Annotated in this window: 26 protein-coding genes; 13 read left to right on the top strand and 13 right to left on the bottom strand. The window is 62.8% G+C overall.

What is annotated here, in order from left to right; genetic code table 11:
* Window positions 1-100: 100 nt before the first annotated feature.
* The 10 genes from NKI49_RS18670 to hisB all read right to left on the bottom strand — a co-directional run bounded on the left by NKI49_RS18670 (window position 101) and on the right by hisB (window position 7,733).
* Complete coding sequence (locus tag NKI49_RS18670) at window positions 101-1,702, bottom strand: hypothetical protein (protein ID WP_352603848.1); 1,602 nt, start codon at window positions 1,700-1,702, stop codon at window positions 101-103.
* Window positions 1,703-1,949: 247 nt separating this feature from the next.
* Window positions 1,950-2,909, bottom strand: a complete 960-nt coding sequence (coaA, locus tag NKI49_RS18665; RefSeq protein WP_027023962.1) for a type I pantothenate kinase — start codon at window positions 2,907-2,909, stop codon at window positions 1,950-1,952.
* A 24-nt stretch (window positions 2,910-2,933) separates the two neighbouring features.
* A complete protein-coding gene (locus NKI49_RS18660; protein WP_352603845.1) occupies window positions 2,934-3,257 on the bottom strand; it encodes a phosphoribosyl-ATP diphosphatase in 324 nt (107 codons plus the stop codon).
* Window positions 3,258-3,327: 70 nt separating this feature from the next.
* On the bottom strand, window positions 3,328-4,122 hold the full coding sequence (gene hisF / locus NKI49_RS18655) for an imidazole glycerol phosphate synthase subunit HisF (protein ID WP_352603862.1): 795 nt from the start codon (window positions 4,120-4,122) through the stop codon (window positions 3,328-3,330).
* Window positions 4,119-4,955: an arginase family protein gene (locus tag NKI49_RS18650; RefSeq protein WP_352603843.1), complete on the bottom strand. Its 837-nt coding sequence runs from the start codon at window positions 4,953-4,955 to the stop codon at window positions 4,119-4,121. The genes hisF and NKI49_RS18650 overlap by 4 nt, the downstream gene beginning before the upstream one ends.
* A complete protein-coding gene (gene hisA, locus NKI49_RS18645; RefSeq protein WP_352603841.1) occupies window positions 4,952-5,701 on the bottom strand; it encodes a 1-(5-phosphoribosyl)-5-[(5-phosphoribosylamino)methylideneamino]imidazole-4-carboxamide isomerase in 750 nt (249 codons plus the stop codon). Before hisA ends, NKI49_RS18650 begins: the two co-directional genes overlap by 4 nt.
* 4 nt (window positions 5,702-5,705) lie before the next feature.
* Entirely contained in the window at window positions 5,706-5,996 is a 291-nt protein-coding gene (locus NKI49_RS18640) for a DUF1330 domain-containing protein (RefSeq protein WP_352603839.1), read from the bottom strand.
* Between the two features lie 4 nt (window positions 5,997-6,000).
* Window positions 6,001-6,651 carry an imidazole glycerol phosphate synthase subunit HisH gene (gene hisH, locus NKI49_RS18635; protein ID WP_352603837.1) on the bottom strand — a complete coding sequence of 217 codons (651 nt, stop codon included), beginning with the start codon at window positions 6,649-6,651 and terminating at the stop codon, window positions 6,001-6,003.
* Between the two features lies 1 nt (window position 6,652).
* A complete protein-coding gene (locus NKI49_RS18630; protein WP_352603835.1) occupies window positions 6,653-7,129 on the bottom strand; it encodes a DUF2628 domain-containing protein in 477 nt (158 codons plus the stop codon).
* A gap of 4 nt (window positions 7,130-7,133) precedes the next feature.
* Window positions 7,134-7,733, bottom strand: coding sequence for an imidazoleglycerol-phosphate dehydratase HisB (gene hisB, locus NKI49_RS18625; RefSeq protein ID WP_352603833.1), 600 nt, complete (start codon window positions 7,731-7,733; stop codon window positions 7,134-7,136).
* 478 nt (window positions 7,734-8,211) lie between these two features.
* Here hisB and hslV point away from each other — a divergent pair, with 478 nt between their 5' ends.
* From hslV to NKI49_RS18600, 5 genes are all read left to right on the top strand, one after another.
* Window positions 8,212-8,763, top strand: a complete 552-nt coding sequence (gene hslV, locus NKI49_RS18620) for an ATP-dependent protease subunit HslV (RefSeq protein WP_352603831.1) — start codon at window positions 8,212-8,214, stop codon at window positions 8,761-8,763.
* Window positions 8,753-9,277: a GNAT family N-acetyltransferase gene (locus NKI49_RS18615; RefSeq protein WP_352603829.1), complete on the top strand. Its 525-nt coding sequence runs from the start codon at window positions 8,753-8,755 to the stop codon at window positions 9,275-9,277. Before hslV ends, NKI49_RS18615 begins: the two co-directional genes overlap by 11 nt.
* 6 nt (window positions 9,278-9,283) lie before the next feature.
* The gene (locus NKI49_RS18610) at window positions 9,284-9,883 is read left to right on the top strand and encodes a DUF2585 domain-containing protein (RefSeq protein WP_352603827.1); all 600 of its coding nucleotides are present in this window, start codon (window positions 9,284-9,286) and stop codon (window positions 9,881-9,883) included.
* Between the two features lie 4 nt (window positions 9,884-9,887).
* Window positions 9,888-11,198 carry an ATP-dependent protease ATPase subunit HslU gene (gene hslU, locus NKI49_RS18605; RefSeq protein WP_027023974.1) on the top strand — a complete coding sequence of 437 codons (1,311 nt, stop codon included), beginning with the start codon at window positions 9,888-9,890 and terminating at the stop codon, window positions 11,196-11,198.
* A gap of 171 nt (window positions 11,199-11,369) precedes the next feature.
* Entirely contained in the window at window positions 11,370-12,329 is a 960-nt protein-coding gene (locus NKI49_RS18600) for a DUF1402 family protein (protein ID WP_352603825.1), read from the top strand.
* Window positions 12,330-12,355: 26 nt separating this feature from the next.
* Here the strand turns inward: NKI49_RS18600 and NKI49_RS18595 are convergent, their stop codons facing one another.
* Genes NKI49_RS18595 through NKI49_RS18585 form a run of 3 tightly spaced genes read right to left on the bottom strand, consistent with a single transcriptional unit; the run spans window position 12,356 to window position 15,029 of the window.
* A complete protein-coding gene (locus NKI49_RS18595; RefSeq protein WP_352603823.1) occupies window positions 12,356-13,573 on the bottom strand; it encodes an NAD(P)/FAD-dependent oxidoreductase in 1,218 nt (405 codons plus the stop codon).
* Between the two features lie 17 nt (window positions 13,574-13,590).
* Complete coding sequence (locus NKI49_RS18590; protein ID WP_352603821.1) at window positions 13,591-13,905, bottom strand: MocE family 2Fe-2S type ferredoxin; 315 nt, start codon at window positions 13,903-13,905, stop codon at window positions 13,591-13,593.
* 32 nt (window positions 13,906-13,937) lie between these two features.
* Window positions 13,938-15,029, bottom strand: a complete 1,092-nt coding sequence (locus NKI49_RS18585; protein ID WP_352603819.1) for a fatty acid desaturase family protein — start codon at window positions 15,027-15,029, stop codon at window positions 13,938-13,940.
* Window positions 15,030-15,192: 163 nt separating this feature from the next.
* Between NKI49_RS18585 and NKI49_RS18580 the strand changes: the two genes are divergently transcribed.
* From NKI49_RS18580 to NKI49_RS18545, 8 genes are all read left to right on the top strand, one after another.
* Complete coding sequence (locus NKI49_RS18580; protein WP_352603817.1) at window positions 15,193-16,224, top strand: LacI family DNA-binding transcriptional regulator; 1,032 nt, start codon at window positions 15,193-15,195, stop codon at window positions 16,222-16,224.
* Between the two features lie 385 nt (window positions 16,225-16,609).
* Window positions 16,610-17,551 carry a sugar ABC transporter substrate-binding protein gene (locus tag NKI49_RS18575; RefSeq protein ID WP_352603815.1) on the top strand — a complete coding sequence of 314 codons (942 nt, stop codon included), beginning with the start codon at window positions 16,610-16,612 and terminating at the stop codon, window positions 17,549-17,551.
* Window positions 17,552-17,657: 106 nt separating this feature from the next.
* Window positions 17,658-18,734 carry an ABC transporter permease gene (locus NKI49_RS18570; RefSeq protein WP_352603813.1) on the top strand — a complete coding sequence of 359 codons (1,077 nt, stop codon included), beginning with the start codon at window positions 17,658-17,660 and terminating at the stop codon, window positions 18,732-18,734.
* 2 nt (window positions 18,735-18,736) lie between these two features.
* On the top strand, window positions 18,737-19,504 hold the full coding sequence (locus tag NKI49_RS18565; RefSeq protein ID WP_352603811.1) for an ATP-binding cassette domain-containing protein: 768 nt from the start codon (window positions 18,737-18,739) through the stop codon (window positions 19,502-19,504).
* 116 nt (window positions 19,505-19,620) lie between these two features.
* Window positions 19,621-20,613, top strand: a complete 993-nt coding sequence (gene iolG, locus NKI49_RS18560; RefSeq protein WP_352603809.1) for an inositol 2-dehydrogenase — start codon at window positions 19,621-19,623, stop codon at window positions 20,611-20,613.
* 168 nt (window positions 20,614-20,781) lie between these two features.
* Entirely contained in the window at window positions 20,782-21,576 is a 795-nt protein-coding gene (locus NKI49_RS18555) for an SDR family oxidoreductase (RefSeq protein ID WP_352603807.1), read from the top strand.
* 64 nt (window positions 21,577-21,640) lie between these two features.
* Window positions 21,641-21,934, top strand: coding sequence for a type II toxin-antitoxin system Phd/YefM family antitoxin (locus NKI49_RS18550; protein ID WP_502899541.1), 294 nt, complete (start codon window positions 21,641-21,643; stop codon window positions 21,932-21,934).
* On the top strand, window positions 21,931-22,353 hold the full coding sequence (locus NKI49_RS18545) for a type II toxin-antitoxin system VapC family toxin (RefSeq protein WP_352603805.1): 423 nt from the start codon (window positions 21,931-21,933) through the stop codon (window positions 22,351-22,353). The genes NKI49_RS18550 and NKI49_RS18545 overlap by 4 nt, the downstream gene beginning before the upstream one ends.
* Window positions 22,354-22,380 lie beyond the last annotated feature (27 nt).

Raw genomic sequence — 22,380 nt, 5'->3', positions numbered from 1 at the left:
CCAACCGCTCCAAGCGGCGGACATCCCTTGCCCGCAGCTCAAGTGCCCGCAAAATCGCTGCTGCCAGCCTCGCGCCGAAAGACTGTGTGAGATATCCGGGCTAGTCGCGCGCAGCTATATCGGCGCGGATTAGTACGGTCACGGATCCGTTCCGAAGCAACGGACGGTAGTCCGCCAGTGCCGCGGCGATTGCCGGATTGTCATGCAAAGGCGGCATGGACTGCTGTGTGATTAGGTCCAATTGCACCGGTGCGCGCGGTCCGGCAGCGCCGTCGTCGATGACGATGTCCGGACGTTTCGCTGCGAGTTCGCTTGCGATCGAAACGGCGTATCTTTCCCGCAGTGCCGCCAAATCCCCCCGCTTCGCGGGGTCGTGCTCCAGCGTCATCAGTATTCCCGCGTCATTGACCATCCACCCTGATTGTTGGCGTGCCACGAAGCGGGCGCCGGTCATCCGAGTGAGCGGATTGCTGAACTGCAGTTGCGAGGCGATTGACATCATGGTTGGGCGCTCGACCGCGCGCACGATTGCCGCGGTCGCGTCATCAAGATCGCGACGCGAATGGGCGAACGCCATGCCCTGCTGCAGCGCTGTCAAAAGCCCAATCGAGAATAGGCAGAGCGCGGCGCCGGCCCTGGCCAACGCCGGTAGGGTCCGGAACGGTTTCGACCTTGCATATTGCAGCATGAGGGCCAGGACGCCGAGCGTCAGAAATGGCAGTGCCTGGTAGGTCCAGCCTTTGCCCATAATGACGAAGGCTGGAACGTAGGCGGCGCCCGCCAGCAGCACTATCCCGGCGTCGCGATCGGGCCGACCGGGATACGCCATCGCCAGCAGGGCCACAGTCATAGCCACGAACATCGTAACGTGCCACAGCGTCAGCACGTCAGCCACCGGCATGCGCATGGGCAAATAGACCTGACGCAGCAGCGGCAGCACATCGGTAAAGAAGGGCTGCATGAAAATGGCAAGCGCGATCAGGTAGGCCACGGTGAGAGTTGCGCCGATTACATTTTCAGTGGTCAGCAGCGGATGCAGCGACCGTCGTCGCAGCGCAACAGCCAGGGCAGGTACCGCCAGAGCCAACACGCTGTAGGGCGGTTTGATCATGACGAATATCCCAGCGCCGAGACCGGCAACGATCCGCTCGGTCACGCTGCCGTCTTGGAAATCGGCAGTCTTGTCGCGTGCGGAAAACAGGGCCAACCAGGGCAGCAAGGCGAGGACGGCGATCTGTTCTCGCTGGCCGAAATCGATCGGGAACAGGAATAGCACGAAAAACACGGCAGCCGGAACGATCCAGACATGCCGGTTCAGCGTTTCGTCCGCCCGCGCGACAATGCGTGCCGAAAAACAGACCGATGCGACCGCGAGTGCGGTCACGCCGACGCTCACCCAAAACTCGGCCGGCACCCTGGTCAAGCGCTCAAGCAACACAAAGGGCAAGTACAGCCAGACGGAGAAGGCCGGGTTGACCTCGATAATGTCGACCGAGAGGCGCTCGCCATCGAGCACCCGCTCGCCGATCGTCAACAGCCACGACACGTCGACGTTGCCTGGCATGACAAGGAACGAGACGATGATGGTATAAGCAACAATCAGCAGCGTCGCGGCCACAGGCCAGCCGCAGCGGCCAGCAGCCGCGACTTCAACGGATTGCACAGCGGCCGGTTTGTCGGAAGCAACGAATGGCGCATCCATGCCAGCGGTCCTCACCACCAAAGCAGCAGTCGTGCGGCATATCTAGCAAACCGGCGGTTAAGGGCGTTCTAACTTGGCGGCCGAACGCCGCTTCACCTCCAAAAGGGTCGCTCGGAACGGTTCCAGTCGAGGCGCTTTACGTCTCGTTTTTATGCGTCTCACCAAAACCGCCGCGCAATTGGGCGCCATGCATCTGATTTTATGCATGCCGTTGTCCCAGACCGATGCACAGCTAGGGCGACATGCATCAGAGCTTGCGCAGCGCCACTTCCTCGACCAGATGGTCGGCGCCCTTGCGCAGGATCAGGTCGGCGCGGGCGCGCGTCGGCAGGATATTTTCGCGCAGGTTCTTCAAATTGATGTTGGTCCACAGGCCTTCGGCGATCGCGCGGGCAGCACCCTGCGAGAGCTGCGAATAGCGATGGAAAAAGGAATCCGGGTTGCGGAAGGCCGTGTCGCGCAGCCGCATGAAGCGGGAAATGTACCACTCGTGGATCAGCTTCTCGTCGGCATCGATATAGATGGCGAAGTCGAAAAAGTCAGACAGGAAAGGCACGATCTTGCCGTCCTGCGGCAGCTTGCCCGGCTGCAAGACATTGATGCCTTCGAAGATCAGGATGTCCGGCCGGTCGATGGTGACGAACTCGCCGGGAATGACGTCGTAGGTGAGGTGTGAATAGACCGGTGCGCGGACATTGCGCTGCGCCGACTTGATGCCCGAAAGGAAGCGCAGCAGCGCGCCGACATCGTAGCTGTCTGGAAAACCTTTGCGCTCCATCAGGTTTTCGCGGCGCAGGACCTCATTGGGCAGCAGGAAGCCGTCGGTGGTGATGAGATCGACCTTGGGGCTCGACGGCCAGCGCGCCAACAGCTCCTTCAGCACGCGCGCCGTGGTCGACTTGCCAACCGCGACGGAACCGGCAATGCCGATGATGAACGGCGTCTTGACCACATCCACCGCGTTGAAGAAGGCTTGGCGCTGGCGAAACAGAAGCTGACTCGCTTCGACATGCGCCGACAAAAGCCGCGACAGCGACAGATAGATGCGCTTGACCTCTTCGAGGTCGATCGGGTCGTTGAGCGAACGCAGGCGGCGGAACTCGTCCTCGGTCAGCGTCAGCGGCGTGTCGGCGCGGAATTGCGACCATTGCTCGGCGGAGAAAAAGCGAAAAGGCGAATATTTCTCGGTCGGCGCGAGCTGATCCATCGAGACTCCTGCCCTCCCTCGCGATCAGCCCTGGGGCCGCGACGCCTTCTCGGCGATGCCCGAACGCCCGGTGCGGCTTTCGAGCTCCTTGAGCACGTCGCCCAGCGGAATCCCTGAGATGCCGAGAACGACCAGCCAATGATATATGAGATCGGCACTTTCCGAAACGAGGGCCGGTTTGTCGCCCTTGACGGCGGCAATCACCGTCTCGACCGCCTCTTCGCCAAGCTTCTGTGCCGCCTTGTCGATGCCGCGCGCGAACAGCTTCGCGGTCCACGAGTCCGGGTCGCCGGACTCTGCGCGTTCCCTGACGATTTTTTCCAGATCGGATAGCGAAAACTCAGTCATGGCGCCGTCTATCCGCTTGTTTACGAATGATCTTTTCGAAAACGGGTTCCCACTTTTTCGGGATCATGCTTTAGGACCGATCACCGGGGGAGTCCAGCCGCATCGGCAGGCCTGCCTTGGCCATATGAGCCTTGGCCTGTGCTATCGTGTAGGTGCCGAAATGGAAGATGGAGGCCGCCAGCACCGCACCGGCATGGCCGTCGCGGATGCCCTCGACCATGTGGTCGAGCGTGCCGACGCCGCCGGAAGCGATAACTGGCACGCGCACCGCGTCTGATACCGCGCGGGTGAGCGCGATGTCGTAGCCGGCCTTGGTGCCGTCACGGTCCATCGAGGTCAGCAGGACCTCGCCGGCGCCGCGATCGACCATTCGCCGGGCGAACTCGACCGCGTCGATGCCGGTCTTCTCGCGCCCGCCATGAGTGAATATCTCCCAGCGGTCGGCCTCGCCGGCGCCGGACACTTTCTTGGCGTCGATGGCGACGACGATGCACTGGTTTCCGAACTTGTCGGCCGCCTCGGCGACGAAATCCGGGTTCTTGACCGCCGCCGTGTTGATCGACACCTTGTCGGCCCCTGCCAGCAGAAGTTTCCGGATGTCGGCGACCTGGCGCACGCCGCCGCCGACGGTCAGCGGCATGAAACATTGTTCGGCGGTGCGGGCGACGACGTCGAAGATGGTTTCGCGGTTATCCGACGAAGCCGTGATGTCGAGAAAGCAAAGCTCGTCGGCACCGGCCGCGTCATAGGCCTTCGCGGCCTCGACAGGGTCGCCGGCATCGACGAGGTCGACGAAATTGACGCCCTTGACGACGCGGCCGTTCTTGACGTCGAGGCAAGGAATGACGCGAGCCTTCAGCATCAGCGGCCCTCTATCGTGGCGATGAGATCGTTGAGCAACTGGCCGACGAGCGGCGGAACATTGGCCTGCGCGTCGAAGGCCGGATCATAGGCGGAAACGGTGATGCCGACGACCGGCAGCGCAAGCGCCATGGCGCAGGTCGCATCGCGCAACTGTTCCGGGCTCGGTCCGCCGGGAGTGATATAGCGATTGGCTTGCAGCGCCTCCGGATCGTGCACGTCGAGATCGAGATGCATGTGCACCCGGGTGGCGCCGGCCGCCTTCAGTCTTTCAACCGCCCCGGCCGCATTCGCGCATTCGGTCCGAATGACCGGCAATTTCTCCAGCAGCTGCTTTTCGTCCGGATCGAGATCGCGTGCATTGACGAGCACGCAATGCGCCGGGTCGATCGGCTTGAAGCCGGGAATGGCTGATGCCATCGGGCGCCAGCACAAGCCAAGCACCGTCGCCAGCGCCATGCCGTCGAGAAAGCCGTATGTGGATGTCTCGGGCGTGTTGAGGTCGCCATGCTGGTCGGCCCAGATGATCGCGTCGGCGGCTTCGCCTGCGACCGCACCGGCTGATGTCAGGCAGTTTCCTGCAAGCACGATGGGAAACCGCCCCCTGTCGCGGGCAATACGGACCTCGCCCGATATGGCGTTGCAGACCGCAAAGCCGGTGGCGATCTCGCGCTCTTGGGCATGGCCGACCTTGCCGATGTCCTCGACCGCAACGTCGTGGCCAGCCATGGTCAGGGCATCGACCAGCCCGCCCGATATCAACGCGTCCGGACCCTGGCCCATGCCGCCGTGGAAATGGCCGCTGTCATAGGAGGCGAGGATGATGGTGAGTTTCACGATTTCGCCTCCGCCACAGGCCTGCTCCGCAGGATCGCCAGCGCTTCGGCCGGATCGATGCGGCCATCATAGAGCGCGCGGCCGGAGATCGCGCCTTCAAGCTTTTGAGCGTCCGGCATGGTCATGCGCACGATGTCGGCGATCGAGGCGAGGCCGCCGGACGCTATGACGGGGATCGACACGGCGTCGGCGAGGCCGATCGTGGCCTCCCAGTTGATGCCGGTCAACACGCCGTCGCGATCGATATCGGTGTAGATGATGGCGGCGACTCCGGCGCCCTCGAATTTCTTCGCCAGTTCGGTGACGCCGAGGCTCGACGCCTCTGCCCAGCCCTCGACGGCGACCTTGCCGCCCTTGGCGTCGATGCCGACGGCCACCTTGCCCGGGAAAGCCTTGCAGGCCTGTTTGACCAGTTCGGGATCGCGCACCGCCACCGTGCCGAGGATGACGCGGGCAAGACCGCGGTCGAGCCAGTCCTCGATCTGCTCCAGCGTGCGTATGCCGCCGCCGAGTTGCACCGGGTTCTTCGTCGCCTTGAGGATGGCGCCGACCGCCGCGCTGTTGACGCTCTGGCCCTGGAAGGCGCCGTTGAGATCGACGACGTGCAGCCACTCGAAGCCTTGCCGTTCGAAGGCCTCGGCCTGGGCGGCTGGGTCATCGTTGTAGATGGTCGCGGTCGCCATGTCGCCGTGCTTCAGGCGCACGCACTGGCCGTCCTTGAGGTCGATGGCAGGAAACAGGATCATCCGTTCAGGCGCCTTCAACGATGACGAAGTGGCCGGTCGAAGCGGCAAGCCTGGACTCCAGAGCATGCTGATATTCGGGCGAATGATAGCATTCTACCGCCTTGTCGTAGGATTCGAACTCGACCAGCACATGACGGTTTCCGGTCGGTCCTTCCGGATTGTCGTAGCGACCGGCCCGCACCAGGAATTTCGCGCCGTACTCGGCAAAGGCGACGGCATTCGCCTCGATGTACCGCTTGTACATCTCGGGATCGCGGACATCTATCATCGCCATCCAATAGCCCTTCCTGCTCATGTGCTCAGGGCCTCCAGCGCAGGAAGTTTGTGATCAGCGCGAGACCCAACGCCTGGCTCTTTTCAGGATGGAACTGCGTGCCGACGAGATTGTCGCGGGCGACGGTGGCCGTCACCAGGCCGCCGTAGTCCGCAACCGCCAGAACTTCGTCCGGTTTGCGCGCATCGATATGGTAGGAATGGACGAAATAGGCGTGCAGCCCCGCGGCCCCGGTCGGAATGCCGGTAAACAGCGGATGCTGGCGCCTGAGCTCGATCGTGTTCCAGCCGATCTGCGGGATCTTCAATGCCGGATCGGCCGGCGTGATCTCCTTGACGTCGCCGGCAATCCAGCCAAACCCGTTGGCAATCGTCTTCTCAAGGCCTCGTTCCGACATCAGCTGCATGCCGACGCAGATGCCGAGGAAGGGCCGGCCCTTCCGAACGGCGACTTCCTCGACTGCTTCCCACATGCCGTCAACGGCGCGCAAGCCGGCCGCGCAGTCGGCATAGGCGCCGACGCCGGGCAGGACGATGCGGTCGGCCGAGCGCACCCGTTCGGCGTCGGCCGTCAGGTCGATCTGCGCGGATATGCCGGCCTCGCGCGCGGCGCGCTCGAAAGCCTTGGTGGCCGAGCGCAGATTGCCCGAACCGTAATCAATGATCGCAACACGCATGTCAGCGCCTTCCTGGAATATGGGTCAGTCCGAGCGCCATGCCAGGCTGCGCAGGGCGGGCAAGAGCCGCATCCGGAATCATGCGCGGCGCCGATATGGCTTGGCCAGAAAGCGCATCTGCTTCCAGCGCGTAGCGTGCGTCGGCGTCATCGAGCCAACCGGCCTCGACCACGCCCCATTCATGCCAGCCGCGCCGGCGAAGTGCCGCGATGCGCAGGGCCTGCCCCTCCAGGCCGACGTAGAGCGAGACCAGCAGCGACAACAGCGAACCGGCCAACCCAAGGCCGAGCCCTTCGCCAAGCATCGAAAGCAGGGCCATCACAACGAAGACAAGTGCTGCCTCGATCCACATCCGGTGCCAGGCGAACCACAGCGGCGGCACCAGCAGACCAAACCAGGTGAAGCCATCGCGGACAAGGGCGGCTGCATCGACCTTTTCGCTGCGGCCGGGCGGTTCCATCACGACATAGGCGGCCATGACGCTATCCCTTCAGAGATCCCTTGGTGGAGGGAACCGCGTCCGGCTGGCGCGGGTCGCGTTCCAACGCAGCACGCAGCGCACGCGCCACGGCCTTGAAGCATGTCTCGGCGATATGGTGGTTGTTGGCACCATAGTGATTGGTGACATGCAGCGTGATGCCGGCATTCTGCGCCAGCGCCTGGAAGAATTCACGCACCAGTTCGGTGTCGAACGTGCCGATCTTCGGCGACGAGAACGAAACGTCCCAGACGAGGAACGGGCGGCCGGACACGTCGATTGCCGCGCGCGTCAGCGTCTCGTCCATGGCAAGGTCGATCGAGGCATAGCGCATGATGCCGCGCCGGTCGCCCAGCGCCTTGGTCAGCGCCTGGCCGAGGGCAATGCCGGTGTCCTCGACCGTGTGGTGGTCGTCGATATGCAGGTCACCCTTGGCCTTGACCGCCATGTCGATCAGGGAATGGCGGGAAAGCTGGTCCAGCATGTGATCGAAGAAGCCGACGCCCGTCGCGATCTCCGACTTGCCCGAGCCATCGACATGGACCGATACGGAAATGTCGGTTTCCTTGGTCTTGCGGCTTGCTTCGGCGGAACGGGGCGCCATCACTCTATCCTTGTCCCAGAGGGGTTGCGTCGCAACCGGTTCACGGGCCTCAAGCGCTCGCAGGCTTGAAAACGAGAGCCTTCTATCAGCATGATCCGGCGATTGCCAGTTGCCATGCATGGGGCACCGGCCTTGCGGCAGGGCGCCGAAATCAGGTTGACAATGGCCTGGTGACGGCCGGTCGGCTAGGCGGCGGCTTGTGTTGATAGGAATTTTTTCTTGACAGGGTGAGTGCAGCTATGCTAGATATCTGGTCATGGTGACGAGTTGCGCCAAGAACACGCGGCCAGGCGGGTTTTCCGTTCAATGCTTCGTCAACCGCGCGCCGGCGAAGGCTCCGAGGGAACCCCGCTAACCCGTATTGGCCTTGCCGGAGAGGCAATTTGCAATCGTTCGCCCCATGCATACATATGGCCGATCAAAGTTACTCGTACCGCGCCAATCGCCTTTTCGGGATCGCGCGAATCGGAGCCAGGACATGTCTGATAATCTGACCATGCACGCCACGACCATCGTAACGGTGCGCAAGGGCAACAAGGTGGTGGTCGCCGGCGACGGCCAGGTCAGCCTTGGCCAGACCATCATGAAAGGCAACGCCAGGAAGGTGCGCCGCATCGGCAAGGACGGCAATGTGATTGCCGGTTTCGCCGGCGCCACGGCGGACGCCTTCACGCTCCTGGAACGGCTCGAAGCCAAACTCGAACAATATCCCGATCAGCTAACGCGGGCCTGCGTCGAGCTCGCCAAGGACTGGCGCACCGACCGCTACTTGCGCCGGCTGGAAGCGATGATGCTGGTCGCGGACAAGTCGATCTCGCTGGCGCTGACCGGCACTGGCGACGTGCTTGAACCCGAACATGGCGTCATGGCCATCGGTTCCGGCGGCAATTACGCACTGGCTGCCGCGCGCGCGCTGATGGACACCGACAAGGATGCCGAGGAGATCGCCCGCAGGGCCATGCAGATAGCGTCGGACATCTGCGTCTACACCAACAACAACTTCGTCGTCGAAACGCTCGATGCCGCCTGAGCAGGTCGTGCTCTACGATTTTCGGCCGGTGACCAGGAATGACCTGCCGATGATCGCCGGCTGGCTCGCCGAGCCGCATGTCGCGGAGTGGTGGGACGACCCAGAGGCCGAAATCGCCGAGATTCGCGACCATATCGACTCGATTTCGGTCGAGCCGCTGATCGTCGAACTCGACGGCGAGCCGATCGCCTATCTGCAGAGCTACGATCCGCATCTGGAGGACGACCACCCCTATGCCGACCAGCCATTCGGCACGCTCGGCATCGACCTATCGATCGGCCGGCCGGAGCTGATCGGCATCGGTCACGGTTCGGCCATCGTGCGCCAGTTTGTCGAACAGCTGTTCGAGGAAGGTGTTCCGCGCGTCATCATCGACCCGGATCCAGCCAATGGTCGCGCGATTCGGGCCTATGAAAAGGCTGGATTCCAGGCGATTGATCGCAGGCAGTCGGTCTATGGTAACGTCGTTTTGATGGGGATCGACGCCGACGAAGGCGACGCGGACGAGGGGTAATAGGGCATGAACACACTGGTCGACGAGAAAGGCCTGTCCGCTTACGAAAACAGCTGGCGGATGGGGTTACTGATCGTTCTTGGCCTAGTCACGGTCCAGGCGGCCACGCTCTATCTGATGGGCCATCCGCCGATCTGCACCTGCGGTTACGTCAAACTTTGGCACGGCGTGGTGATGAGTTCGGAGAACTCCCAGCACATTTCGGACTGGTATACGTTCTCGCACATCATCCACGGCTTTCTGTTCTACGCGTTGGCACGGTTCCTGTTTCCGCGTTCGCCCATCGGCTTGCGGCTGGCATTCGCCGTCGTCGTCGAAGGCGGCTGGGAAATCCTCGAAAACAGCCCGTTCATCATCGAACGCTACCGCGCCGGTACTATTTCGCTCGATTATTACGGCGACAGCATCATCAATTCGGTATCCGACACACTGGCCATGGTGCTGGGATTTGTGATGGCGCGAAAGCTACCTATATGGGTGATCGTCAGCCTCGCCCTCATCTTCGAAATGGGTACTGGCTATCTGATCCGGGACAATCTGACACTCAACGTGATCATGCTGCTGCATCCGTCCGAGACCATCAAGCAGTGGCAAACTGGAATTTAGTGATATGAGCACATTCTCACCTCGCGAAATCGTTTCGGAACTCGACCGCTTCATCATCGGCCAGAAGGACGCCAAGCGCGCCGTGGCCATCGCCTTGCGCAACCGCTGGCGCCGCCAGCAGCTGGAAGGCCAGATGCGCGAAGAGGTGATGCCGAAGAACATCCTGATGATCGGGCCGACCGGCGTCGGCAAGACCGAGATCTCGCGCCGCCTGGCGCGCCTGGCGGGTGCGCCCTTCGTCAAGGTTGAGGCGACCAAATTCACCGAAGTCGGCTATGTCGGCCGCGATGTCGAGCAGATCATCCGCGACCTCGTCGAGATCGCCATCGGCCTGGTGCGCGACAAGATGCGTGAGGACGTCAAGGCGCGCGCCCATATCAACGCCGAGGAACGCGTTCTGGAAGCCCTCGTCGGCAAGACCGCGAGCCCGGCCACACGCGATTCCTTCCGCAAGAAGCTGCGCGACGGCGAACTCGACGACAAGGAGATCGAGATCGAAGTGGCCGATACCGGCAATGGCGGCATGCCCGGCTTCGAGATTCCCGGCATGCCCGGCGCCAATATCGGCGTGCTCAACATCAACGATATGCTGTCGAAGGCGATGGGCGGCAAGAAGACCAAATTGCGCAAGACGACGGTGAAGGAGTCCTACGCGCTGCTGGTCGGCGACGAGTCCGACAAGCTGCTCGACCAGGACGAGGTGGTGCGCCAGGCGCTGGACGTGACGGAAAACGACGGCATCGTCTTCCTCGACGAAATCGACAAGATCGCCGCCAGATCGGATATATCGGGCGGCCCGTCGCGCGAAGGCGTGCAGCGCGACCTGCTGCCGCTGGTCGAAGGCACGACCGTGGCGACCAAGTACGGGCCGGTGAAGACGGACCATATCCTGTTCATCGCTTCCGGCGCATTCCATGTCTCGAAACCGTCGGACCTGTTGCCGGAATTGCAGGGCCGCCTGCCGATCCGCGTCGAACTGCGCGCGCTGGAAAAGGAAGACTTCGTCCGCATCCTGACCGAGACCGAAGCCAGCCTGATCAAGCAATACATCGCGCTGATGAAGACCGAAGGCGTTGATCTCGCCTTCACCGATGACGCCATCGATTCGCTGGCCGGCATCGCTGTCGATCTCAATGCCAGTGTCGAGAACATAGGCGCCAGGCGGTTGCAGACGGTGATGGAGCGGGTTCTGGACGATATCTCCTACGACGCGCCGGACCGCAACGGCACGAGCGTCACCATCGATGCCGCCTATGTGGAAAAGCATGTCGGCGATCTCTCCAGAAACACCGACTTGTCGCGGTTCATTCTCTAAACGACGGCGCCGGAACATTCCGGCTCCGGTTCGGGCAACAGGTTTCCCGCAGCTGGATCGTGTGTGGCCAGATGGTATCATCTGGCCACCTTTCGTCTCGCCGTGAACCGGGTCGCTCTCGACTCGGCCCGGAGCTTTACCTAGTTTGCCCGCAAAATTTGCAGGCGGCGCATGAAAAAACTGATCCTGGTCATTCTCGGCTTGACGCTGGCGGCGACGCTGTTCGCGGCTGACGCGGCGACATTGGTGGCGCCGGGAAACCGCAATGCCGAGCAGCCTGATATACCCGGCGCTTCGAGCCGGCGCACCCAGGCCACCAACACCACGTTCCAGGCGAAATACCGCAAGGTCTACGCCTTGCTGCAGAACGATGCCGATCTGCGCGCCAAGATCAGGAAGGCGGCCGCTGCCTACGGCGTCGATCCGATGCATATCGTCGGCGCCATCGTCGGCGAGCACACCTATAATGTCGATGCCTATGACCGGCTCCAGACCTATTATGTCAAGGCGATCTCCTATCTCTCCAGCAAGCTCTCCTTCGCCTATGACGGCGAGGACATCACGGATTTCGTGCAGCGGCCGGAATTCAAGAAATGCGCCGGAGTGTCGGACAGCTACGATCTGTGGGAATGCCGTGAGCAGGTGTGGAACCATTCGTTCCGCGGCAAGGCCGTCGGCGGAACAAGCTTCCCCGACGATCGTTTCGGCGCCACCTTCTTCCAGCCTTATTACGCCGGCCAGACCTTCGGCCTCGGCCAGCTCAACCCGCTGACCGCATTGCAGATGAGCGATCTCGTGCACAAGGTCTCGGGCCTGCCGAAGCTCGACGTCGGCGATCCCAATTCTGTCTACAAGACCATCATGGATCCGGACCTGACGCTGCCTTACGTCGCCGCGACGATCAGGAAATCGATCGACGCCTATAAGAGCATCGCCGGCTTCGACATTTCCGGCAATCCGGGGATTACCGCCACGCTTTACAATGTCGGTAATCCCGAGCAGCGCGCCTATGCGCTGAAAGCGGAGAACGACAAGCGCCGCGCCGCCGGCGAGCCGGAAAAGCTGCCGGAAGAGAATTATTATGGCTGGCTGGTCAATGATAAACTGCGGGAATTGAAGGCGCTGTTTTAGGGCGTGGTGCGGCCAGGTCGCGCCGCTCAGGCCGCCAGCAGTGATTTCAGCTTGACGGCCTGTGATCCCAGCGCCTCCGGCGCGGGCCTGGCCCTCCTGCCGATCAGCATCTCCGCCAACCGGATATCGCGGGCGACCGCATTGCCGGGACCGATGCCGCTGGCGGCCACCAACCTACCGTCTTCTGCCAGATGGAAGAGGATGAAAGCGCCCTCGCCAAGATCACGACGCACGGTGATGCGGCCTTCGTCGGACAGCCCGGCGATCTGCAGGCTCAATCCATACTGATCCGACCAGAACCACGGCACCGCCGCATGCGCCTCGGCGGCGCCCAGCATGTTTTTTGCCGCCAGCGCGCCCTGCTCCTGCGCATTGCGCCAGGCCTCCAGCCGCACCCGCCGGCCACCATAGACGGCAAGCGGGAACGAGCAGCAGTCGCCGGCGGCGAAGATGTCGGGGTCGCTGCTGCGCAGTTCGGCGTCGACCGCAATGCCGTTGTCGATGGCCAGCCCCGCTTCTGCCGCAAGGCCGGTGACCGGCACTGCGCCGATGCCGATGACGGCGAGATCGGCTGATATCTCTTTTCCGCCGGCAAGCGTCACGCGCACTTCCTTGCCGTCGTCGGCGATGGAGGCAATGCCTTCGCCGCACGCTATGTCGACGCCTTCGACGACGTGCGTGTCATGAATGATCTTGGCGATTTCGGCCGGCACGCCGCGCATCAGGATGCGCGGCTGCGCCTCGATGACGGTGACCGAGGCGCCAAGCTTGCGCGCCGCGGCGGCGAGTTCGAGACCGATGAAGCCGCCGCCGACAATGGCGACGCGATTGCCGGCGCTGAGATGGGCGCGAATGGCCAGCGCATCGGCGAAGGTGCGGAGATAGACGCAGCGCGGGCCCAAACCCGGCATCGGCAGTTTGCGGGGCGTCGAGCCGGTGGCCAGCAGCAGCTTGTCATAGGGCAGCACGGAACCGTCCGACAAGCGCACCTTGTGGGCCTCCCGATCGATCGCCACGGCCTGAACGGAATGGATGTGCCGGATCGACCTCTGAGCCAGGAGTTCATCGCTGGCGATCGCCTTGATCTCGGGCGCGTCGCTGGACATCGCATCCTTGGACAGAGGCGGACGTTCGTAGGGCAGATGCGGCTCGTCACCGACCAGCGTCACCGGCCCGTCATAGCCGAGGTCGCGCAGCGCAAGCGCTGCCCGCCCGCCGCATTCGCCGGCTCCGATGATGACCATGCCGCGCGCCATATCAATCACCCGATCTGGACGAGGACTTTGCCGGCGTCGACCTTGACCGGATAGGTCCTGAGGTTGACGCAGACCGGCGCGCCTCTGGCCGCACCCGTCTTATAGTTGAAGCGGCCATTATGCTTGGGACATTCGATGATGTCGTCCATTACCAGCCCGTCGGCCAGGTGCACCTTTTCATGCGTGCAAAGGCCATCGGTGGCGAAGTATTCATCGTCCGGACTGCGATAGATGGCGAAGGTGCGGTCGCCATGATCGAAGCGCATCACGTCCTCTTCGTCGATCTCGCCCGCGGCGCAGGCCTCGATCCAGTCGCTCATTCATTCCTCCCGGCAATATCTCGATCGTCACGTCACTCCGCCGCGGCGGCGACGGCTTGGCTGTGGAATTCCTCGCGGTACGGCTTGGCCGTCGGCGGCAGTTCGCGCTTCAGGAAATAGTCCTCATTGCGCAGCTGGCGCAGGAAGACCGGGATCATCTCGCGATAGCCGGCCAGGATCGACGGTGTCGGCGCCGGCAGGTCGTGCTTGATCAGCGCGTGCAGCTTCGGCAGCGCATGATAGGGAACCATCGGGAACATGTGATGCTCCACATGATAGTTCATGTTCCAGTAGATGAAGCGGCTGATCGGGTTCATGTAGACGGTGCGGCTGTTGAGCCGGTGGTCGGTGACATTGTCGGCCAGACCGCCATGTTGAAGCAGGCCGACCATGACGTGATGCCAGGCGCCGTAGAGCCTGGGCAGGCCGACCAGTATCAAGGGCAGGAACGACCCGGTGTAGAGCGCCAGCGCGATGGTTGCGGCATAGATCGCGGTCCAGATGCGGGCAACACGGATCGCTTTCGGCTGTTCCTGCTGCGGAGTGAAGGTCTTTTCCGCCGCGCTGATGTTGCCGGCCGCGTTGCGCAGCATGTCGCTCATCGCATGCCAGCCATCGAGCACGCCGACAAAGCCGAGGATGGCGCGCACCAGGTCCGGCGGCCGCATCACGGAGATTTCGGGATCGCGGCCGACGATGATGGTGTCGGTGTGATGGCGCGTGTGGCTCCAGCGCCAGGTCACCGGGTTGCGCATGATCATGAAGCAGGCGATCTGATAGACAGCATCGTTCATCCATTGCGTGCGGAAAGCCGTGCCGTGGCCGCATTCGTGCCAGCGTGAATCGGTGGAGGAGCCGTAGAGGATGCCATAGACGAAGAAGAACGGCACGCACCACCAGCTGCCCCAGAACCAGGCGCCGCCGGCGCCGCTGACGACCAGCGCGGCAAGCCAGATCGCTGTATCGCGGATCGCCGGCCCGTCGGAGCGCTGCATGAGTTCCTTCATCTGCTTGCGCGGAATGTCGGTGTGGTACCACTCCGCCGCCGCGAGGCCGGTTTCCACGGCGAGCCTGGCATCGCGGCCTATCAGGCTGTAGTCACGCCGGGACGGCGTTGTTGTCATGGCTGCCTCCCTCGGCAAGGCATTCGCCTTGCGAATGCCTGATGGCCTAGCTTCGATCATCAAAATAACGCCGGGCCATGATAGACTCAATATCACAAAGATGGTTTCTATCATTTCACATCACGATGATGTACCCTGAACAGGCAATCGAAGGAGAGCGATCATGGCGAAACGGCCGACCATCACCGATCTGGCGCGCATCTCCGGCGTCAGCGTCGCCACGGTGGACCGCGTGCTCAACAATCGCCTGCCGGTGCGCGAGGAGACGGCGCGCCGCGTCTACGAAACCGCGACCGAGATCGGCTACCACGCGGCGGGCCTGATCAAGCAGCGCATGCGCCAGGAATTGCCTGAGTATCGGCTGGGCTTCCTGCTGCTACGAGGCAACGACGTCTTCTATGGCGATTTCGCGCGGGAACTCGAACTGGCGGTCGCGCAATCGCAGCGCTTCCGTGGCGTCGCAACCATCGACTTCGCCGGCTCCCTGGCCCCTGACGAGATCGCCGCCCAAATGCGCAGGCTGGCGGCGAAATCGCGGGCCATCGCTGTGGTCGGCCCGGATCATCCGACGCTGACGGCGGTCGTGGAGGCGCTAAAGGCCAGGGGACAGCCGGTCTTCTCCCTGCTGTCCGACTTCGCCGCCGGCATCCGCGAGGGCTATGTTGGCCTCGACAACCGCAAGGTCGGCCGCACCGCGGCTTGGATGATCGCCAGAGCGGCGCGGACGCCCGGCAAGGTCGCCCTTTTCGTCGGCAGCCATCGCTTCCACGGCCATGAGCTGCGCGAGATCGGCTTCCGCTCCTTCTTTCGCGAGCATGCGCCGGACTTCAGCGTGCTGGAGACGCTTGTCAATCTGGAGGCCAACCAGGTGACCAATGATGCGATGATCGATCTTCTGGCGCGATATCCCGATCTTGTCGGCTGCTACGTCGCCGGCGGCGGCATGGAAGGCGCTGTCTCGGCGCTGCGGGCAGCGAAGCCCGCCAACATGCCGGTGGTCGTCTGCAACGAAATCAACGCCGAATCGCGCGCCGCGCTCGCCGACAACATCCTTACCATGGTGATCTCGACGCCGCTCGCCCCGCTTTGTCGTGAGCTCGTCGATCGGATGGCGCATGCCATCGAGACCGGCGCGGCCAACGCGCCGGGCCAGACCTTTCTCCCCTTCGACATCTATCTGCCGGAAAACATCTGAAGCAGTTCAGGAAGAACAGCGGTTTCCCGTCCGGCGCCAGGACGAGGGACGGAGCGTTTCCATGAAACGACAGAACGCTTGGGCAATCCCGTCCGCCGTAAACCGGCCGGCTGAAATGATAGAATCCATCAGAGCAGGCCGAAAATCGCGCGCCCGACCTTGGAATCGCCCTTGACGCCTCAAGAAGAAATGGAATAAATATTTCACTAGCCGTGCTTTTTGGTTCTTTCGTTCCGGAGCGTCCGTTTCAAACAGAGAGTTTGGCGTCCAGCACAGGGCAAGGCGCCGCCCGGAAGAGAGGCAGCAATAGGGAGAGATCCCCCGGGAGACCGGGGATTCCGGATAGATCGGTGCAACCGGACACCAAAAGTGGAGGAGAAATACAATGAAGAAACTGCTTTTGGGCGTCGCCTTCGCGGCGCTGATGAGTTCATCCGCCATGGCCGCCAAGATCGGCGTATCGATGGCCAAATTCGACGACAACTTCCTGACCGTGCTGCGCAACGGCATGATCGAGCAGGCCAAGGGGATGAGCGGCATCCAGCTGCAGGTCGAGGACGCGCAGAACGACGTCGCCAAGCAGCTCGACCAGATCAAGAACTTCGCCGCTTCGGGCGTCGACGCCATCATCGTCAACCCGGTCGACACCTCGGCCACCCAGGCAATGTCGGACGCCGCGGCCGCCGCCAAGATCCCGCTGGTCTACGTCAATCGCGAGCCGGTCAACGTGAACACGTTGCCGGACAACCAGGCCTTCGTCGCCTCGAACGAGGCCGATTCCGGCACGCTCGAAACCAAGGAAGTCTGCCGCCTGTTCAAGGAAGCCGGCAAGAAGGAAGCCAATGTCTATGTGATCATGGGCGAGCTCTCCAATCAGGCCGCGGTGCAACGCACCAAGGACATCGAAGAGGTGATCGCGACACCGGATTGCAGCTTCATCAAGATCATCGACAAGCAGACGTCGAACTGGAACCGCGACGAAGCGCAGAACCTGATGACCAACTGGCTGTCGACCGGCAAGCCGTTCGACGGCGTCATCGCCAACAATGACGAAAGCGCCATCGGCGCCATCCAGGCGATGAAGGCCGCCAATGTCGACATGAAGTCGGTAGTCGTCGGCGGCGTCGACGCCACCCAGGACGCACTTGCCGCCATGCAGGCGGGCGACCTCGACGCAACCGTGTTCCAGGACGCCGCCGGTCAGGGCGCGGGCGCACTGGATGCAGCGCTCAAGCTGTCCAAGGGCGAGAAGGTGGAGCACAAGGTCTACGTGCCCTTCCAGCTGGTGACGCCGGCGAACATCGACAAGTTCCTGAAGAAGAACTGAGCCGCGGACATACGGAGCGGCGCTCTCGCGAAGACAGCGCCGCTCCTCTTTCCCCCAGCGCTCGAAAGGTGCCGAGGGACGACCGCGGCCGACGGAGGATAGAAGTTTGGCACAGACATCTCACGGGGTCGGCGAGGTAGGCTATGACGCGAAGAGGCGCAACTGGCCGGCCGAGTTCAACGTCTTCTTGGCGCTTGTCATCCTTGTCATCATCTTCGAACTGATCGGCCGTATCTTTCTCGGCGACAGCTTCCTGTTCAACACCCGCAGCGATGTCGGCGGCCTCTTCAACGAGGCGCGGCTGCAGATCATCATTCTGCAGGTGTCGATCGTCGGCATCATCGCCATCGGCGTGACGCAAGTGATCATATCAGGCGGCATCGACCTGTCCTCGGGCTCGATCGTCGGCGCCACCGCGATGATCGCCATGAGTTTTGCCCAGGTAGCGACAGTCAACGGCAACCCCAACCCGAAGGCGATGTTCCTGGCGCAGGGCTGGACCGACCTGCCGGTCATCGTGCCTGTGCTGGTGGCGATCGGCTGCGGGTTGCTCGCCGGCCTCGTCAACGGCGCCCTGATCGCCTACACGCGCATTCCGCCGTTCATCGCCACGCTCGGCATGATGGTGACCGCGCGCGGGATCGCCAAATGGTGGTCCAAGGGCCAGCCGATCTCGTTTCCAACCGAGAGTTTCGCTGGCATCGGCAAAGGCCTGATGCCCGTCATCATCTTCCTGTCGCTGGCCATCCTGTTCCAGCTGATCATGACCTACACCCGCTATGGCAAGCATTGTTATGCGATCGGCTCCAACGAGGATGCCGCGCGCATGTCCGGCATCAAGATCGCCAACCACAAGATCCTCGTCTACATCATCGCCGGCATTCTCGCCGCGCTCGCCGCCGTGGTGCTGAGCTCAAAGAACCTTACCGCCCAGTCCGGCATGGGCGTCATGTACGAACTCGACGCCATCGCCATGGCGGTCATCGGCGGCGTCTCGCTGTCGGGCGGGCGCGGCTCGATCATCGGCACCGTGATCGGCTCGCTGATCTTCGGCGTCATCATCTCCGGCTTCACCTTCCTGCGCCTCGACGCCTACTACCAGGAGATGGTCAAGGGTGTGATCATCGTCGGCGCGGTCGTTCTCGACCAGTGGCGCCAACGCCTGCGGGCAATGAGGGCTTGACCATGTCAGACATCGTTCTCAAGACCGAAAACCTGACCAAGCGCTATGGCGGCGTGCATGCGCTCGAAGGCGCGAATTTCGAGCTGCGCAAGGGCGAACATGTCGCCATCATGGGCGACAATGGCGCCGGCAAGTCGACCTTCGTGCGCCAGATCACCGCCGTCGAGCAGCCGACCAGCGGCCAGATCTGGTTCGACGGCAAGGAAGTGAATTTCACGGGCCCGATCGAGGCGCGCGAGGCGGGCATCGAGACGGTGTTCCAGAACCTGGCGCTGGCCGACGACCTCGACGTGCCGTCGAACCTGTTCCTCGGCCGCGAAAAGGTGCTGTTCAATCTCGGGCCGTTCTCGATCCTAGACCGCAAGTATATGCGCAAGGCGACCGAAGCGGCTCTGGTGCGCACCGCCGTCAAGATCCCCAATTTATCGAACACCATCCGCCACATGTCGGGCGGCCAGCGCCAGTGCGTGGCGATCGCCAGGACCGCCACCTTCGCCTCCAAGCTGATCATCATGGACGAGCCGACGGCGGCGCTTGGCGTGCAGGAGACGGCGCAGGTCGAAAACATCATCCGCACGCTGAAGGAACATGACGAACCGCTGATCCTGATCAGCCACAACATGCGCCAGGTGTTCGACCTCTGCGACCGCATCGTCGTCTTCCGGCGTGGCCGCATCGTCGCCAATCTGCGCAAGGAGAACACCGACGGAAACGATATCGTCTCCTACATCACCGGCGCCAAGACCGGAGAGGCGGAACTCGCGGCCTAGGCCGGGCGCGGAGGCGGCGGTCATCGCCTCCCTGTCGATCTTGTCTTGACCGGAAAATCACCCGCGCGCATGACCGGCGCCCCGCCAGCTTCGAACCATCCCCAGAGGAAATTTCCATGACTCTCCGCTTCGCCCTCCTTGGTGCCGGCCGCATCGGCAAGGTCCACGCCCGCGCCGTCGGCTCCAATCCGCAGGCCAGACTGGTCGCCGTTGCCGACGCTTTCGAGAAGGCGGCGACCGAGCTGGCGACGGCCTACGGCGCGGAGGTGCGCACGATCGAGGCCATCGAAAAATCCGCGGATATCGACGCCGTCGTCATCTGCACGCCGACCGACACCCATGCCGATCTGATCGAGCGCTTCGCCAAGGCCGGCAAGGCGATCTTCTGCGAGAAGCCGATCGACCTCGACGCCAAACGCGTCGAAAAATGCCTGGCCGTGGTCGACAAGGCCAAGGCGACGCTGATGGTCGGCTTCAACAGGCGCTTCGATCCGCATTTCGCCGCCGTGCGCAAGGCGATAGACGACGGCGCCATCGGCACGGTCGAAATGGTGACCATCACGTCGCGCGATCCGGGCGCGCCGCCGATCGACTACATCAAGCGCTCCGGCGGCATTTTTCGCGATATGACCATCCATGATTTCGACATGGCGCGCTTCCTGCTCGGCGAGGAGCCGGTGGCGGTCAGTGCGCATGCCTCGGTGCTGGTCGACAAAAAAATTGGCGAGGCCGGCGATTTCGACTCGGTCAGCGTCATCCTCGAAACCGCTTCGGGCAAGCAGGCCGTCATCTCCAATTCGCGCCGCGCCACCTATGGCTACGACCAGCGTATCGAGGTGCACGGTTCGAAGGGCATGATCGCGGCCGAGAACCAGCGGCCGGTGTCGATCGAACTGGCCAACGAGAAGGGCTATACCCGCCCGCCGCTGCACGATTTCTTCATGACCCGCTATCTCGACGCCTATGCCATCGAGATCGCCTCCTTCATCGCGGCGGCGACGTCCGGAAAGAAGGCGGCGCCAAGCGGCGCCGATGGCCTCGTGGCGCTGAAGCTGGCCGATGCGGCGCTGAAGTCGGCGACCACAGGCAAGACCGTCCGTCTCGACTAGGTATGTTGATATTCGGCCGGCCTGCAAATGGCGGTTTCCTGCGCTTCCGGTGCTCACGTACCCAAACGTACGCTCCGCTCCGGTTCTCGGAACCACCATTTTCGACTCGGCCTGACCCGAATCTGAACACACCTTGGGCTATTTGGTATCTAACACAGGAGCAGGGCGATGAGTGCATCAGCCGGTCGCAATTCACAAACTCGCGCCATCGTCACCGGCGGCGCGCAAGGCATCGGCTTTGCCGTCGCCGAGGCGCTTGCCGACGAGGGCTGCCGGGCGCTGGCGCTGATCGGCCGCTCACAGGAAAAGGGCGACAAGGCTGTCGCCCATTTCAAGAAATCGGGCGTCGATGCGATCTTCATCAGCGCCGACGTTTCCAAGGTGGCCGACTGCAAGCGCGCCGTCGCCACCGCGCTTTCGCATTTCGGCACCATCAACGCGCTGGTCAACGCCGCGGCCACGTCGGCGCGCGGTTCGCTGGTCGAAACCTCGGAGGAGCTATTCGATCAAATTTTCCAGACCAATGTGCGTGGCCCCTTTTTCCTGATGCAGGGCGTGGTGGCGCATCTGCTGGAGAAAAAAGCGCCGGGCTCGATCGTCAACGTGCTGTCGATGTCGGCGCATTGCGGCCAGTCGTTCCTGGCGCCCTACTCGTCGAGCAAAGGCGCGCTGGCGACGCTGACCAAGAATGTCGCCAACGCCTATCGTTCCAACCGCATCCGCTGCAACGCCGTGCTGCCCGGCTGGATGGACACAGAGGGCGAGGCGATCGTGCAGAAGAAATGGCACGACGCGCCGGACGACTGGCTGGCAAAGGCCGAGGCGGCGCAACCGATGGGTCAATTGGTGAAGCCGGATCAGCTCGCGCGGTTGATCAGCTATATGGTCAGCCCGCAGTCTGGCGTGATGACGGGATCGCTGGTCGACTACGACCAGAGCATCGCGGGGGCGTCGCCGGAATAGGATCGGCGAGTGGCCTCCCTTTCTTCCCCTGTTGCCGCCGCACTGCCATCCCTATATGGTCAAGATGGTCAGAGTGGTCATGGAGGTGGAAATGCGATCCGCGCCCAAAGAAGGTACGAACTGGACGGTCGCTGGGGCAAAAGCCCGGCTCTCGGAGGTCATCGAGCGCGCACAGGCGTCACCGCAGACGATCACCAGGAACGGCAAGGCAAGCGTGGTTGTCGTGTCGGCCGAGGAATGGCAGCGCAAGACCGCGCGCAAGGGCACGCTCGCGGAGTTCCTGCTGGAGTCGCCGCTGCGTGGCGCCGATCTCGACCTTGAGCGTCAGCGCGACCAACCGCGTGATCTGCGGTTGTGAGACTGCTGCTCGATACGAATGTCCTGTCCGAGGTGACGAGGCCGGCACCGGACGCACGCGTTCTGGACTGGCTGGACGGGCTTGATGAGGACCGCTCATTCATCAGCGTCGTGTCGATCGCCGAGATCCGGCGCGGCGTCGCGCTCATGGATGAGGGTCGGAAACGCGAGGCACTCGCCCAATGGCTCGCCCAAGATCTGCCGCAACGCTTTGAACAGAGGGTGTTGCCCGTGGACGAACCGATTGCCTTGGCCTGGGGCGACCTGATGGGCCTTGCGAAGCGCCGCGGTCGCGCGCTGTCGTCGATGGACGGCCTGATCGCAGCCACGGCGATTGCGCAGGAGCTCACCTTGGCAACGCGTAACACGAAGGATTTCGACGGCTTTGGACTTGAACTCCTCGATCCCTGGAGGGCATGAGCTGCACGTCGTGCCGGAAAGTCGCCT

Source organism: Mesorhizobium sp. M0587 (genome assembly GCF_040320945.1).
Classification (GTDB): domain Bacteria; phylum Pseudomonadota; class Alphaproteobacteria; order Rhizobiales; family Rhizobiaceae; genus Mesorhizobium.
Note: the sequence above shows the minus strand (reverse complement) of the source record. Positions and strands in the feature narration are given on the sequence as shown.

Excerpts from the sequence above, each read along its gene's own strand:
- NKI49_RS18575 (WP_352603815.1), top strand. The coding sequence starts at position 16,610 with ATGAAGAAACTGCTTTTGGGCGTCGCCTTCGCGGCGCTGATGAGTTCA.
- iolG (WP_352603809.1), top strand. The coding sequence starts at position 19,621 with ATGACTCTCCGCTTCGCCCTCCTTGGTGCCGGCCGCATCGGCAAGGTC.
- NKI49_RS18565 (WP_352603811.1), top strand. The coding sequence starts at position 18,737 with ATGTCAGACATCGTTCTCAAGACCGAAAACCTGACCAAGCGCTATGGC.
- hslV (WP_352603831.1), top strand. The coding sequence starts at position 8,212 with ATGTCTGATAATCTGACCATGCACGCCACGACCATCGTAACGGTGCGC.
- NKI49_RS18555 (WP_352603807.1), top strand. The coding sequence starts at position 20,782 with ATGAGTGCATCAGCCGGTCGCAATTCACAAACTCGCGCCATCGTCACC.
- NKI49_RS18615 (WP_352603829.1), top strand. The coding sequence starts at position 8,753 with ATGCCGCCTGAGCAGGTCGTGCTCTACGATTTTCGGCCGGTGACCAGG.
- NKI49_RS18670 (WP_352603848.1), bottom strand. The coding sequence starts at position 1,702 with ATGGATGCGCCATTCGTTGCTTCCGACAAACCGGCCGCTGTGCAATCC.
- NKI49_RS18550 (WP_502899541.1), top strand. The coding sequence starts at position 21,641 with ATGGTCAGAGTGGTCATGGAGGTGGAAATGCGATCCGCGCCCAAAGAA.
- NKI49_RS18595 (WP_352603823.1), bottom strand. The coding sequence starts at position 13,573 with ATGGTCATCATCGGAGCCGGCGAATGCGGCGGGCGGGCAGCGCTTGCG.
- hisB (WP_352603833.1), bottom strand. The coding sequence starts at position 7,733 with ATGGCGCCCCGTTCCGCCGAAGCAAGCCGCAAGACCAAGGAAACCGAC.
- NKI49_RS18610 (WP_352603827.1), top strand. The coding sequence starts at position 9,284 with ATGAACACACTGGTCGACGAGAAAGGCCTGTCCGCTTACGAAAACAGC.
- NKI49_RS18580 (WP_352603817.1), top strand. The coding sequence starts at position 15,193 with ATGGCGAAACGGCCGACCATCACCGATCTGGCGCGCATCTCCGGCGTC.
- coaA (WP_027023962.1), bottom strand. The coding sequence starts at position 2,909 with ATGGATCAGCTCGCGCCGACCGAGAAATATTCGCCTTTTCGCTTTTTC.
- NKI49_RS18585 (WP_352603819.1), bottom strand. The coding sequence starts at position 15,029 with ATGACAACAACGCCGTCCCGGCGTGACTACAGCCTGATAGGCCGCGAT.
- NKI49_RS18630 (WP_352603835.1), bottom strand. The coding sequence starts at position 7,129 with ATGGCCGCCTATGTCGTGATGGAACCGCCCGGCCGCAGCGAAAAGGTC.
- hisH (WP_352603837.1), bottom strand. The coding sequence starts at position 6,651 with ATGCGTGTTGCGATCATTGATTACGGTTCGGGCAATCTGCGCTCGGCC.
- NKI49_RS18600 (WP_352603825.1), top strand. The coding sequence starts at position 11,370 with ATGAAAAAACTGATCCTGGTCATTCTCGGCTTGACGCTGGCGGCGACG.
- NKI49_RS18640 (WP_352603839.1), bottom strand. The coding sequence starts at position 5,996 with ATGAGCAGGAAGGGCTATTGGATGGCGATGATAGATGTCCGCGATCCC.
- hisA (WP_352603841.1), bottom strand. The coding sequence starts at position 5,701 with ATGATCCTGTTTCCTGCCATCGACCTCAAGGACGGCCAGTGCGTGCGC.
- NKI49_RS18660 (WP_352603845.1), bottom strand. The coding sequence starts at position 3,257 with ATGACTGAGTTTTCGCTATCCGATCTGGAAAAAATCGTCAGGGAACGC.
- NKI49_RS18590 (WP_352603821.1), bottom strand. The coding sequence starts at position 13,905 with ATGAGCGACTGGATCGAGGCCTGCGCCGCGGGCGAGATCGACGAAGAG.
- hslU (WP_027023974.1), top strand. The coding sequence starts at position 9,888 with ATGAGCACATTCTCACCTCGCGAAATCGTTTCGGAACTCGACCGCTTC.